Source organism: Roseivivax sp. GX 12232 (assembly GCF_021272185.1).
Classification (GTDB): domain Bacteria; phylum Pseudomonadota; class Alphaproteobacteria; order Rhodobacterales; family Rhodobacteraceae; genus Roseivivax.
This window is the reverse complement of sequence record NZ_JAJSEC010000004.1, coordinates 82174-96391: the sequence shown is the minus strand read 5'-3', so window position 1 is coordinate 96391 and position 14218 is coordinate 82174. Positions and strand designations below refer to the sequence as shown.

Genomic DNA, 14218 nt, shown 5'->3' with positions numbered 1-14218 from the left:
AGGCCCACCCGCGCAGGACGCGCCAAACCCCGCTCAAAAAAACCAAACCGCTAAAAAATACTCCGGCCCGCCATCCGCGCCGCCCCCTCACCCCCGGCGCGCCACCACCCAGGCTTGACCGGGCCAAAAATACCTCCCGCCGGAGGCACATCCGAGGCCGGGGCCGAAAGGCCCCGGACGAGACACCAAGCGCGGGCGGCCCCGCCGCCCGCTCCGCTAAACAAAAACCTCCTCCGCTCAACCCCAGGCCGAACCCGGAACCGCGGCACAAAAACACCAGGGAAACTCCGGCCTAATCAGAGACTTGACTGCCGCATCGCAAATTCTGAATATACCCTCATCAGTGAGGTAGTGACATGCGACATGTCTCACTACGGCTAGGTCAGTGAGGGTTGGTTCCCCGGATATCGTGCTGCTTGCCGACCTGGCGCGGCAGGGCGACGCGGGGCTGCGGCTGTCCAACGAAATCCGAACCTATTGCGACATGGGGTGCCGTGTCGGCGTCGTCCACGTGGAGCCCGACCCGGCGAAGCGCTTCGTCTCGCCCGACCTGCAGGCCTGCTTCCGCGAGGGGCTGGCCCAGCCGCTCAGGGCGGACCAGGACATCCGCGCCAAGCTTGCGGTTGGCTATTCGCCCTCGACGATGAGCTGGCCGGTGGCCGATCTGACCTCGGTGCGGGCGGACAAGGTGGTGCTGGTGCACGACCAGAAATCGACCATCGAGAACGCCGGCAAGTGGTTCAGCTTCCAGCTGGGCGAGATGCACTGGGCGCCGACGAACCGCTGGGTGCGGGCCTCGCTGGCGGCGATGCATCTGCCGGTGCCGATGCTGGCCGAGGACTGGCGGCCGGTGGCGCGGCCGGTCCGGCAGCCGGGGACGCGGCGGCCGGGGCCCCTGGTCTTCGGGCGGGTGAGCGTGCCCGGCGCGGCGCAATGGCCGGCGAGCCCGCAGAAGATCCTGGCGACCTATCCGATCGGCAATGGCACGGATTTCCGCGTGCTCGGCAAGCCTTCGGCCAAGGTCTGGCAGGGGATCCGGTCGCGGGCCGGGCTGACCGGCTTCGACGCCGCGGACATCACCGTCGCGCGCTTCATCGAGATGCTCGATGTCTTCATGTATTTCCCGGGCATCCAGGTGCCGGTGCTGCCCGAAAGCGCCATCGCGACGGCCATGGCCTCGGGCAAGGTCGTGGTCCTGCCCGAGCATCTCGAACGCCACTTCGGCCCGGGCCCGGTCTATGCCAGCGCCGCGAGCGCCCGGCAGAGGGTCCGCGAGTTGGCCGAGGACGAGACCGCCCTGGCCCGGGCCCGCGAAGAGGCGCTGACGCACAGCCGCTATTCCTTCTCGGAGGAGGCGCACCGCGCGCGGGTCCTAGCCCTTCTGGAGAGCGGCCCCCGGCGGCGGGTGCGGCCGCGGAAGCGGCCCGGCAAGCGCATCCTCTTCGTGCCGGCGGACGGGGCGGGGCTCGGGCATGTGACCCGCTCGCTGGCCATCGCGTGGCGCCTCGACACGGCCGCCGAGCCGATCTTCGCGACCCTGGCGCCCTCGGTGCCGATCATCACCTCCTTCGGATACCTCGCCGAATACCTGCCGGCGCAGGCTAAGATCCGGTCGGACCGGGCGGCCTGGGACGCCTGGCTGCGGGTCGAGCTGGCGCGGTTGATCGACCGCTACGCGCCGGACGCCGTGGTCTATGACGGCAACAACCCGAGCCCGGGCCTGGTGAAAGCGGTCCTCTCGCGCGGGAACTGCCGGCTTGTCTGGGTGCGGCGCGGGATGCTGCAATCGCCCTCGCGCGATCTCGACAACGCGCGCTTCATGGACCTGATCATCGAGCCCGGCGAGGTGGCCGGCGCCTGGGACGACGGGCCGACGGCGACACGCCGCCACGAGACCCGGCAGGTCGCGCCGGTCACACTGCTCGACCAGACGGACTTCCTGCCCCGCCAGGCCGCGCGGCAGGCGCTGGGGCTGCCAGGCGACAAGGCCCTGGCGCTGGTTCAGCTCGGGGCCAGCGGCAACCGCGATGTCCTGGGGCTGACCGCGGACATCCTCGACCACCTCAAGCGCTTCCCGGATCTGCAGGTGGTGCTGGCCGATGCGCAGAGCGGCGCGCTGGCCCTCTCGGCCGGGCAGACCGCGCGGCACCTGCAGGGATACCCGCTGAGCCACTACTTCAACGCCTTCGACTTCTCGATCTCGGCGGCGGGCTACAACACCTTCCACGAGATCATCGCCAGCGGGTTGCCGACGATCTTCGTCGCCAACCGCCACCCCGCGCTCGATGCCCAGGGCGTGCGGGCGGAGTTCGCCCAGGACCACAACGCCGGCTTCGACCTGCCGGAGGAGGAGCTTTTTCACCTGCCCGCCGTCTGCGAAGCACTTCTGCAGAAGGCGGCGCAGAATTTCGTGCGTCACCAGTGTCTTGATCTGTACCAGGGCAACGGCGCCGGGGACGCGGCCGAGGCAATTCAAAGCGTGGTCCGTATGTCATGAACAAGATCGACGCCCCAGAACCGCCGCGTGAGGACGAGGACCAGATGGACGCGGGCGTGCCCTGTGCCGCCCAGGGGGCCACGCGGGCCGCGGGCCCCGTTGCGGCGGCAGCGCCGGGCGAGCCGCGCGCGATGACTGTCGCCTGGCGGACCGAGAGGACCCCGCGCATCGAGGCCGCCGCGCTGCCCGATCCGAGCTGGGCCGAGGAGGCCGGCTGGTGCCTCGAGAGCCCGCCCGCGAAAGCACTGCAGGCCCGGCCGGTCGCGCCGCGGGCCCCCGGTCAGGGCGGCACCCCGCCGCTGGTCGCCGTGGCGCTTTTCGGGCTCGACGCCGCCGGGCTTTGCGCCGCGCTGAAGCAGATCGACCGGATGCAGCGCGGGGCCAAGCCGATCCTGCCGCTTTTCCTGACCGACGACGCCGACCAGATGGCGCGCCTCGACCCCGAGGGCATCGTCGAGTTCTTCCCGCGCAGCGTCTATTTCGAGGCCCCCTCGGGCGACCGCCTGACCGCGCGCTTCCGCACCATCTGGGCGAAGTGGGCGCCGCCCTACATGCTCGATTTCAGCAAGCCCGGCCTCCTGCGGTCGCGGCTCACGGATTACGACCTGTTCCGGGGCGCCAACCTCGATCCCGGCACGCGGTTCAATCCCCGCCGCCCGACCGAGGTCATCGCGGAGCCAGCGGTGGCCGACATCGCGGCGCTGAAGGCGGAATACCTCGACACCGGGCTCGACCAGGAGGCGGACACCTTCGTCCTCTACCGGATCCTCGGCAACGATCTGCCGCCCCGGCACGAGGCCGGGCAGACGCTGGCCAACCTGGAGTTCATCCTCGAGCACGAACCCCGGCTGACCCGCTGCGAGAAGCGCTGGGTGGTCAACCGGATCGCCGCCCCCGAGCAGGAGGCGGCGATCCTCGCGCTTCTGGAGAAGCACAAGCAGCCCTATCTGCACATCCCCTTCGACCTCGAGAACTACGCCCAGGTCGACTGGGATCTCGACAGTTTCCCGCAGCTGACCTTCTTCCTGAACGGCAGCTACGATGACATGCAGAAAGCCGACCAGATGCGCGCCGAGGCCCATGCGCGGCGGCACAAGAACCGATACCTGATGAACAACAACGGCGCGCGCAACGCGGCGCTGCGCGATGGCCGGACGCGGGCGAAATGGGTGCTGCCCTGGGACGGCAACTGCTATCTCTCGCGGGCGGCCTGGTCGCAGATCCTGCGCGACGTCGGGCAGGCGCCCTACATGAAATACCACGTCGTGCCGATGGCGCGGACGCTGGACAACGCCGACCTGCTGAAGCGCGGCCACCGCCCCGAGACCGGCGAGGAGCCCCAGATCCTGTTCCGCCGCGACGCCTCGGAGGAGTTCGAGGAAAGCTATCACTACGGGCGCCGCCCCAAGGTCGAGCTGCTCTGGCGGCTGGGCGTGCGCGGTGCCTGGGACAGCTGGCAGGACGACGTCTGGGACCTGCCGCGCCCGGCGCGCGCCAGGGAGGCCGGCGACTTCGGCCAGGCGGGCTGGGTGGCGCGGCTCTCCTCGGGCAGCGCGCATCTGGACGAACAGTCGACCGAGGCGCTGGTTGGGCGCGGGGCCGCCCGGGCCGAGGCCATCGTCACGATCCTCGACGAGCTGGACCGCAAGGCGCTGGCGCGCGGTTTCGATCCGGCGCGGCTGACGGCTTACGACGAGGACACGCTGCTTGCGCTGCGCGCGGCCCCGCAGGACTCCTCGAAAGGGCTGATCCGCGACCGGCTCTTGCAGGAGGCCGAGCTGGCGCTGCAGCGCGGGCCCTATTCGGTCACGGACAAGACGCTGACGCCGCCCAGCGGCGACAAGCACGACTATTACCACCCCGCGCCCTATTGGTGGCCCGACCCCAACGCCCCCGACGGACGCTCGGGCACCTACCGCGACGGGCTGCGCGCGCCGGGCACCGTGCTCTACGAGCCCCTCAGCGACCAATACGACCGGACGCGGCTGCAGCGGCTCTTCGACGACACCACCGTGCTGGCGCTGGCCGGAACGGTGAGCGGCAAGACCGCCTATCTCGACCACGCGGCGCGGCTGCTCAGGTGCTGGTTCATCGACCCCGAGACCCGCATGGCCCCGCACCTGGAGTTCGCCCAGGTCAACCCGGCGGCCCAGCGCGAGGCGCACTCGGCGAGCGGGCTGATCGAGATGAAGGACCTCTACTTCCTGCTCGACGCCGTCCGCCTGCTCGAACGCGCCGGCGCCTGGCCGGAGGCGGACAAGGCCGCGCTGACCCTCTGGCTGGAGGAATATCTCACCTGGCTGCTCGAAAGCCCGCAAGGGTTGCAGGAGGCGCGGGCGCGCAACAACCACGGCACCTGTTACGACCTGCAGGTCGGCGCCATCGCGGCCTATCTCGGCGACATCCCCAGGCTCTGCGAGACCTTCCGCAGGAGCCGCGAACGGATCGCCGGGCAGTTCGACGGCAACGGCGTCCAGAAGCACGAGCTGCAGCGCACCCAGACCCGGCACTACTGCTATTTCAACCTGCAGTGCTGGACGCATCTGGCGACGCTGGCCAAGCAATGCGGCGACCGGCTGTGGGAGTTCACCTCGCGGGACGGGCGCGGGCTGGCGCATGCCTTCGGCTGGCTGCTGGCGGAACACCTGAAGCCGAAATGGGGGCACAAGCAGCTCTCGGCCTTCGACAAGGACCGGATCCTGCCGCTGATCTACGCGGCCCAGGCGCGGTTCACCCCCGAGGCCTGGAGCGAGCGGGCGCTGGGCTTCGCGCGCAAGCCCATCTTCCATCCGCACGACGGGATCATGCCCTTCTGGATGCTTTCGGCGAGCCTGCATGCACGCGGCGCGCAGGAGGCGCCGAGCGCGCTCACCAAGGTGATCGCCGAGGCCGAGCGCGCCGCGCGCAACGCCCTTGTCGAGGGGCCGCTGGCCAAGCCCGCGCCCGCGGTGCTCGAGCGGCGTCTCTGGCGCGGCTATTCCGGCCCGGCCCGGGACGCGCTGGAACTGGCGCTCCGCGCGCCGAAGGCGCCCGCCAGCCAGCGCGCGCTGGCGGCCTGGGGCCTCGGCCGCTGGACCAGCTATCTTGGCGATTACAAGACCTCGCTCGAGTTCATCCGCGAGGCGCGCGCCCTGGGCAAGATGGGCTCGCGGGGGCTGGTACTGGCCGAGGCGAACTGCCTCATCCAGCTTGGCCAGCCCGAGGCGGCGCGGGAGCTGGCGCTGCAGATGCTGGCCCGCAATCCCGACGATCCCAACCTCTTGTTCCAGATCGCCAATACCTACGGCGGCCCGGGGCCCGATGCGCCCGCCGAGGGCGAGGCGGAGCGGCTCGCCTGGATCAACCGTGTCTTCCTGACCAAAGGCGCGGTCGGCATCGAGAAGCGCGACGCGGAGCAACCGCTGAGCCTGAGCAACATCCGCGGCGCGATCCTCGACGGCCCGCCGGAGAGCCAGCTACAACAGGCCAAGGTCTCGGTCGTCATGCCGATGTTCAACGGCGCGGCCACGATCGGCAACGCCATCCGCAGCATGCGCGAGCAGACCTGGAGCAACCTCGAAATCATCGTGGTCGACGATTGCAGCAGTGACGAGAGCTGCGAGATCGTGACCCGCATCGCCGCCGAGGACCCGCGGGTCTCGCTGATCCAAATGCCCGCCAACGGCGGCGCCTATCTGGCCCGGAACGCCGGCATGGCGCAGGCCAGCGGCGACTATGTCACCGTCCATGACGCCGACGACTGGTCGCATCCCCAGAAGATCGAATGGCAGCTCAAACGCCTGCGCGAGGCGGAAGGGGCGGTCGGCGTCATCTCGCGCTGGCTGCGTGTCTACGACGACCTCTTCGCGGTCGGCTACTGGCGCCCGGAGGAGATGCTGATCAGCCTGAACCAATCGTCGTTCCTGATCCCCAAGGCCGTCCTTTCCGAGATCGGCCCTTGGGACAACGTGCGCGCCGGCGGCGACAACGAGTTCATCTGGCGGTTCAAGACGCGCTACGGCGCGCGGGCCGTGGCCGAGACCGACCGGGACCTGCCGCTGGCCCTCAGCATGGTGCGGCCGGACTCGCTGACCCAGCAAAGCGTCACGCATGTGAAGACGGTCTTCCACGGGCTGCGGAAGGATTACTTCCGCACCTATCGCCGCTGGCAAACCGCGCTGCCCTCGGAGGAGCTGACCCTGCCCTGGCAGGCCGAGGACAGCCGCGCCTATCCGGCGCCCCGGCCGATCCTGCCGCGCGACAATCGCCCGGCGCGGCTCAGGTGCCTCTTCATCGCGGATTTCTCCAACAAGGCGGTGGGGGTCGACTGGATCGCGGCGCATGTGGAGGCCGAGAGCCGCCGCGCCGGGCGGATCGGCATTTTCCATTGGCCCGACTACGAGAACGACACCGACCTGACCTTCCGCCCGCAGATCAGCGAGCTGCTCGACGCGGGCCGGATCGAGCAGATCAGCGCCTTCCAGGAGGCCAGGGCCAAGACCGTGGTGCTCTGCGATCCCTACCTCGCGCGCATCCCGATCGAGGGCATCCCGGAGATCACCGCCCAGGGGCTCGAGGTGCTCTGCCCTGCCGCCGGGCGCTCTGATGCGATGTTCGACCCAAGGCGGCGGCGCATGCCCACCGAAGGCGAGCTCGAGGCCCTGTTCAAGCTGCCCTGCCGTTGGGTATCGGTCGATTCGACGGTGCCTGCCGCGCCGGCGGGCTGAGCGGGTCTCCGCTATCGTCGGCGAGCGCTGCACAGCGAAAAGCGTGGCAATCAGACAACATGTTGCGGAATTCTGCCTCCCGTCGTCAGGATGGCGATTCTATCGCTCCATGTGGTTATATCTGGCCTCACAACCACGACATGTTGATCGCCCTCTGTAACCCCCTGAAATCCCGGTGAGACCCTTCGTGACCCGCGTTTGGCGGGCTCCGCCGCCCCGGGTTTGCCCCGCTCCGGTCCCGTGAATGCCGTATTGATTTCGTCCCCTGACGCATCATGTTCGTCACCCAACAGGTGTCGCCATCGCCCAGAGGGGTCCTCCCCGAGGTCGGTCGCGGCAGCTGAAGAAAGCGGAAGGCGAACGTCAGAGTCGCCGGGAACGAGGTACGAGCATGCTATCCCTAAAAGGTATTGCTGCGGCAATTGCATTGACTTGCCTGACGGCCACCACGACCACTGCCAACACCGGCTCGAACGGGCAGGTGCTGCTGATCGGCCGCGACAACGGCGGCAGCGTCGTCGAATACGCCCAACGGGTCGCCCGGGCGCGCAACCAGCAGACGCTTGTCGCCTTCAACGGCCCCTGCGCCTCGGCCTGTACGCTGTTCCTGTCGCTGAGCCCCTCTCAGACCTGCATCGCCCCCGGCGCCTCCTTTCATTTTCACCGTGCCTTCGGCGCCCGCAGCGACATGAACAAATGGGGCACGGACTACCTCGTGAAACGCTACCCCGCCTGGGTGCGTCAGTGGATTTCCCAGCAGGGCGGCCTTTCCTCCCGCCTGAAGCGCATGGATTATTCCTATGCCGCGCAATACCTCCGGCCCTGCCGGACCGCGTAAGCCCCGCGCAGCACTGCAGAGCCACGCGCGACTGGCATCAGGACTACCGCTCAAAGATTGAGAAGACGTGAAGATGTCCGGCGTAAATATCGCCGGACATGGAACCGCAGCGCGTTCCGCGCGCCCGAGGTCAATAAGGCGAGGTGGCCTGGGCCAGCGGGCTCCCACCCAAAAGATCGACCAGGAAGGGAATGCAGGGATCGTCGGGATCGAGCTCCAGAAGGTTTTCAAGCTCGTTCAAGAGAATTCCGCGATCGTCGATTTCGAGATAGGTCTCGCATCTGTCCCGCAATTCGATGGCTTCCTGGGCCAAGGCCGAGTCCGGCAGGCCGATCCTTGTCGACATGGCGGCCAAAGCTGCAACAACGCTTAGCTTACTACGCATACATCACCCTCCCCGAGGCGCCGAATGAACGTATTGAGCACCGGGCGTTCCAACGTGCGCTGTTCGGATTTCAGGTGGCAGTCTCTGTCCCGAGCCGTGCAGCGTCCCGTTAACAAAGATTAATTTGCCCAATTTTTGCCCAAATTTCAACGGTTTTCCCCATATGACCGCCATAATTGGAAGGTGATGGGGGTGAATTGTCTATATGCGGGGTGGTTTTCTGAGAGCTGCGCTAAATACGCGATTTTGATCCCGCCCGAATTGCGGCGGAAACATGTCACGCATTATCGCCCACAGCGCCTAACGCGTGCTTTCCGACTGCGCTGATCGCCTTTAAGGACTATTCCGCGTGAGCTGCGCAACCCGGCTTTCTCTGTCGATACCAAGTGCGACTCCGACCCCCATTTCCAGAAAACTCGCAATGGGCGAATGACCTCATATCAATTCCCGGCGGAATTGCGCAGCCCACCCACCACCACCTAAAAGCGAATTCTCTGGCATTTCACGCGGTCTCGGATAGCCTTACCCCATGGCAAGGGATCTCGAAGAGTCCGACATTGCGCAGATTCTCGCGGAATGGGACCTGACGTTGAAAGCCGAAGGCCCCTCGCGGTCGCGGGCCCAGATCTACGAGGTCGCGCAGGCGGACGGCTCCCCGGCGATCCTCAAGGTCTACCACGCGGGCACGCCGGGCTACGAGGCCGAGGCCCCGGAGCTTCTGGCGGTCATGGAAGGCCACCGCTGCGTCCGGCTCCTGCGCGCCTCCGAGAAGGCCCTGCTGCTCGAACATCTCGACGGCGCGCTCCTGACCCATATCGTCGAGCGCGGAGGGGATGCGGAGGCCACCGAGATCATCATCGACGTCGCCGAGGCGATCCGCGCCCGCCGCCAGGCCTTCACCCCAGAGCGCCGCCTCGACAAGCGCTTCAGCGCCATGTTCATGGCCGACCCCGCCGCGAGCGCGGTGCTCTCGAATGCCCCCTTCAGGACCGCGCTCGGCATCGCGACGGCGGCGCTCGACCGCGACGCGCGCGGCGACAGGGGCATGCTGCACGGCGACCTGCACCACACCAATATTATCGGCGCGCCGCGCCACTGGTGCACCATCGACCCCCTGCCGCTCTTCGGCGAGCCCGAGGCCGAATACGCTTTGGCGCTCTCCAATCCCAGCCACATGCCGCGCATCGCGAACGACCCGAACCGCCAGATCCGCATGGCGGAGCGCATTCACGCCCGCACCGGCCTGGACCCTAGCCGCATCCTCTCCTGGGGCGTCACCTTCGCCGCCAACAAGCTCGCGATGGACATCCTCGCGCGGCCCGAGGACAGCGAACAGCACCAGAAGACCGAAACGCGCCTGTCGAGCCTCCTGGAGGCCTACGAGAGAGTGCCGAGGGACTGACCAAACACAGAGCCCCGGACGAGGCACAAGCACAGAGCACCCCGGCTTGCACACCCCTTCTCACTCCCAAAAAATCAAAGGCCAACCATCCGCGCCACCCCCTCACCCCCGGCGCGCCACCACCCAGGCTTGACCGGGCCAAAAATACCTCCCGCCGGAGGCACACCCGAGGCCGGGGCCGAAAGGCCCCGGACGAGACACCAAGCGCGGGCGGCCCCGCCGCCCGCTCCGCTAAACAAAAACCTCTCACGCCCGGGCCAGCATCCGCCCCAGCGGCCGCCCGGCGAGGATGTGGACGTGCAGATGCGGCACCTCCTGCACCCCGTCGCGGCCGGCGTTGGCGATCATCCGGAAGCCGTCGGCCTCGAGACCCGCCATCCGGCAGACGGCGCCGATGGCGCGGGTGTAATCGACGATCTCCTCGTCCGAGGCCTCCTGGGCGAAGTGATCATAGGAGACGTAATGCCCCTTGGGGATCACCAGCACATGGGTCGGCGCCTGGGGCTGGATGTCGCGGAAGGCGAGGCTGTGCTTGGTCTCGAGCACGGTGTCATTGGGGATCTCCCCGCGCAGGATCTTGGCGAAGATGTTCTGGTCGTCGTAGTCGAATGCCATCAGGGTCCTCAGTCAGCGAAAAGAAAATCGGTGCGGGCGATGTCGATCGCCGTGTCGCGCCCGAGCGAGAGGAAGGCGGCCAGCGCCTCGGCATTGGCCTCCGGCGTCTCGCCCTCGCGGATGCGCAGGTAGTTCGGGAACTCCGCGTCACGGATGCGGTCGCTCTCGTGCAGGATGTCGTTGCGCACGGTCGGCAGGAGCCGGGCCAGCGTCTCGGGCGGGGTGCGATCGCCGGCGAGGCCGACGCGCATCGCATGGCCGGTGAGGTAGTCGTCGGAGAAGTGGCAGTCCACCTCGAGGATGCGGGTCACCGCCCGGTCGCGGCAGAAATCCTCGAGCAGGTCGATGCTCACCGGGTCGAGGCAGACCAGCATGCGCTCGGTCTCGTAGTAGTCGTAGAGCATCCGCATCAGCGCCCGGCGGTGGCGGTGACGCTTGACCATGGTCGACTGGATGCCGCCGAGGTCCGGCAGGGCGGTGTTCTCCTCGTTGAAGAGATATTCGATGCAGGGGATGTTGGTCATCTGGCGGATGCGTTCGAGCAGCCGCTTGGCGACATGCCATTTCTTGCAGACCACGATCAGCAGCTCGCGCTCGCGGCCGAGCGTGCTTTCCGTCTCCCAGAAGCGGGGGGCGAAGCGGCGGCCGATGCGGCCCTTGGCGGTCAGGAAATCGAAGAGCTGCCGGCCCTCGTTGGAGATCTCGAAGCGCACCCCTTCGGAGGAATAGAGCACCCCCAGCCGGCGCTTGAGGTCATGCGCCTCGGGGCTGACCTTGCGCGCGAAGAGGAAATCCTGGCTCAGGAGCACGTCGTAGTGATCGTTGTGGAAGGTCACCGGCATGCCGTAATCGGTGAACATCAGGAAGGTGAGCGTCCTGCTCTCGATCTCGCGTTCGGGCACGAGGTGGCGCACCAGCGTCTGGAAGAAGGTCTCGTCGGGGATCCAGGTGGTGCGGAAAAACGAGACCACGTCGGGCCGCCTGCGAATGAAGTCGAGCAGCCAGTCGACGGTGCGGCGGCGCAGGCACCACCATTGGCTGCCGATCATCACGTCGATGTCCGCGGGGATCTTGCGGGTCAGCCCGAGCCGCTTCTGCAGCTCGAACATCGCGTAGAAAAGCCGCTTCTGGGTCCGTTCGTTGAACCAGTGGCGGTAGATCAGCCGCTCCTCGCGCCAGCCGGTCTTGATCCAGTCGGACTCGAAATAATCGAAGCTCTCGATGTAATCGACGTCGCGCCGGTCGAGGAAGTCATGCGCGTATTCGGCGGATTTGATCGCCATGCAATCGCCCGAGAGCATGTAGAAATGCGTGGCGCGGGGGAAGGCCTCGACCGCGGCGGTTAGCGCCTCGAGGGTGGCGGCGACCAGGCTCCATTCGCCCCAGCCGCAGCGCTGGCGCTTCTTGGCGAAGACCACATTGGGGTTTTCGGAGAGTTCCTCGCGGATGCGGCGGTAATCCTCGGGGTCGGCGCTGCGGTCGAAATGGATCGCGATGTAATCGCCCACCGCCGTCAGCGATCGCGCCTGGCGGATGATCGCCGCGGGGTCCTTGTGGCATAGCAGGATGAAGGCGACCTTGGCCATTTACAGGTACGACACGCCCATGTTTTTGCCCCGATATTCCGGTGATACCCTAAACGAAGATTGAATGAACCCGATTTGTTTGCTTGTTTGGCGCGAAGACCGCGCGGGACGCAAGCGCGGGGGGTGAGGGGCAGAAAGACAAGATGGGGTTTCCCGGGACCTGGATGACCGAGAGCGAGAGCGTCGTCTATCGCGTCGTGCCGAAATGCGCCTGTTCGACGATCGGTCAGATCCTCTATTACTCGGATCACGGCAGCTTCTACGACGGCGACATTCACGACGCCCGCGGCGGCATGCACAAATGGGCGCTCGAGGACAGCCAGCCGAAGATCCGCGCCAACGTGAAGACCCGCTCGGCCTATGCCTTCACCTGCGTGCGCAATCCCTACAGCCGCATCCTCTCGTCCTTCTTCGACAAGATCTGCGGCATCCAGCGCAACGGCAAGCGCTACCGCGGCAACCTGGTGCCGCTTCTGATCCAGAAATACGGCATCGAGGTCGGTGGCGAGGACGGCACCGAGGAGTTTGACCAGGTGCGCTCGTTCCGGCGGTTTCTGCTCTTCGCCCGCGACACCATCCGCTGGCGCCGGCCGATGGAGCCCGACATCCACTGGTCGGCCATGTCGGGGCATATCTCGACCTTCATCGTGAACGGCGGGCGCTACAACAAGATCTTCTGGACCGAGCGTTTCAATCCCGGGATGCAGGAGGTGCTCGACGCGATCGAGACGCCGCATCCGGTGGTGCTGGGCGAGGTGCCGCGCTTCAACGAGAGCGAGGGCCACGGTCCGAAGCGCGCGCATCCGGTCGAGGACTACTTCGACGACCTCTCGATGCATCTGGTCTACGAGATCTACAAGCGCGACTTCGAGCTGTTCAAATACGATTTCGAGAACCCGGCGAACAAGCAGCCGGTGGGCGAGATCGACCTCGACGAGGTGCACGCGAAGTTGGGGGATTGAGGTTGGGCGCGGTTGGTCGGGCCGGTGGGTGAAGCTCGGTGCCTCACGGCGGTTGGCTCAAAGCCTCCCGACTCGCAAAATCACCCTACCTCCAACCCAATCGCACCCACGGCCCCCACACGCCCACTTGCGCACGAACAGCACCGAAGGTGCCGGGCGCGCGCCGGACCGGCCCGATGGGCCGGCGCTCCTTGGGATGGCGTGCCTAAATCACCCCTAGCCCTGACCTTGCATGGATAAAGCGCCTCGCTCGCCGGTCAGCAGCGCCGCCCCCCGGTCCGCCGCGCGCCCTCCACTCAACAGTCAGCAAGATTGACCCCAGCGCTGCGCACCTTCCCCTGCACAGTCAGACATACGACCCCAGCGCGGCGCCCCGCTCCGCCAACTCCTCACCCGTCACCCACACCCAACCTCACGCCCGGACCGGCGCGCGGTCCCCGGCGTTGTCGCCCATGCGGCGGCGGAGCGCGGGGAGCCAGCCGTAGCCCGCCCCGCTGTCGAGGTATTCCGCGCTGACCCAGCCGTCGTAGCCCGAGGCCGCGATGGCCTCGTAGAGCGCCGCCTCCACCGGGTCGTCGGGATCGGGCGCGCCGCGCGCGCCGAGCCCCGCGATCTGCACGTGACCCACCCGGCCCGCGTGCCGGGCCCAGACCGCGCGGGCATCCCCGTGGATGCGCTTGGCGTGCCAGGTGTCGAACTGCAGCGCCAGATTCGGCAGGCCGATGCGGTCGATGATCTCTCCGGCCTGGTCGAAATCGTTGAGGAAATAGCCCGGCATGTCACCCGCGTTTAGCGGCTCGATCAGGATGGTGATCTCGGGCACCGCGAGGCAGGCGGCGCGCAGGTTGGCCTCGAAGCGCTCGCGCGCCCGGGTGCCGGTGGACTTGCCCGCCATGACGTGGATGCGGCCCACGCCCAGCGCCTCGGCGTAGTCGATCGCGCGCTGCATGTCCGAGGCGAATTGCGCCAGTTCCCCGGGCACCGCGGCGCGGCCGCGGGCGCCGTCCTCCCAGTCGTCGACCGGCGTGTTGATCAGCACCAGGGGCATTGCGCCCCGCACGTCGCCCATCTCTCCGGGCGAGAGCGCATAGGGGAAAAGACATTCCAGCCCGTCGAAACCGGCCTTGCGGGCACTGTCGGCGCGGGCGGCCAGCGGCACGCCGAAATGCAGGAGGGAGATGTTGGCTGCGATCTTCATCTCCCTCAGCCTAGCACGATTACGTGATC

General features: G+C 67.4%; 9 protein-coding genes. 5 read left to right on the top strand and 4 right to left on the bottom strand.

The features are described 5' to 3' along the window. Nucleotides 1–409: 409 nt before the first annotated feature. From LR948_RS08835 to LR948_RS08825, 3 genes are all read left to right on the top strand, one after another. Nucleotides 410–2497: a glycosyltransferase gene (locus LR948_RS08835; RefSeq protein WP_232753641.1), complete on the top strand. Its 2088-nt coding sequence runs from the start codon at nt 410–412 to the stop codon at nt 2495–2497. Continuing rightward, the gene (locus LR948_RS08830) at nt 2494–7203 is read left to right on the top strand and encodes an alginate lyase family protein (RefSeq protein WP_232753640.1); all 4710 of its coding nucleotides are present in this window, start codon (nt 2494–2496) and stop codon (nt 7201–7203) included. The genes LR948_RS08835 and LR948_RS08830 overlap by 4 nt, the downstream gene beginning before the upstream one ends. Nucleotides 7204–7630: 427 nt before the next feature. Next, nucleotides 7631–8041, top strand: coding sequence for a hypothetical protein (locus LR948_RS08825; protein ID WP_232753639.1), 411 nt, complete (start codon nt 7631–7633; stop codon nt 8039–8041). 130 nt (nt 8042–8171) lie between these two features. On the opposite strand, the gene LR948_RS08820 is transcribed toward LR948_RS08825, so the two are convergent. Next, on the bottom strand, nt 8172–8426 hold the full coding sequence (locus LR948_RS08820; protein ID WP_232753638.1) for a hypothetical protein: 255 nt from the start codon (nt 8424–8426) through the stop codon (nt 8172–8174). A 529-nt stretch (nt 8427–8955) separates the two neighbouring features. Here LR948_RS08820 and LR948_RS08815 point away from each other — a divergent pair. Further along, entirely contained in the window at nt 8956–9828 is an 873-nt protein-coding gene (locus tag LR948_RS08815) for an aminoglycoside phosphotransferase family protein (RefSeq protein ID WP_232753637.1), read from the top strand. Between the two features lie 246 nt (nt 9829–10074). Here the strand turns inward: LR948_RS08815 and LR948_RS08810 are convergent, their stop codons facing one another. Beyond that, nucleotides 10075–10443 (bottom strand): HIT domain-containing protein, encoded by a 369-nt coding sequence (locus LR948_RS08810; protein WP_232753636.1) that lies wholly within the window; start codon nt 10441–10443, stop codon nt 10075–10077. Nucleotides 10444–10451: 8 nt separating this feature from the next. After that, entirely contained in the window at nt 10452–12029 is a 1578-nt protein-coding gene (locus LR948_RS08805; protein WP_232753635.1) for a DUF5928 domain-containing protein, read from the bottom strand. A gap of 143 nt (nt 12030–12172) precedes the next feature. Here LR948_RS08805 and LR948_RS08800 point away from each other — a divergent pair, with 143 nt between their 5' ends. Beyond that, nucleotides 12173–12991, top strand: coding sequence for a sulfotransferase family protein (locus LR948_RS08800; RefSeq protein ID WP_232753634.1), 819 nt, complete (start codon nt 12173–12175; stop codon nt 12989–12991). A gap of 412 nt (nt 12992–13403) precedes the next feature. On the opposite strand, the gene LR948_RS08795 is transcribed toward LR948_RS08800, so the two are convergent. Further along, nucleotides 13404–14189, bottom strand: coding sequence for a hydroxypyruvate isomerase family protein (locus LR948_RS08795; protein WP_232753633.1), 786 nt, complete (start codon nt 14187–14189; stop codon nt 13404–13406). Between the last annotated feature and the right edge of the window lie 29 nt (nt 14190–14218).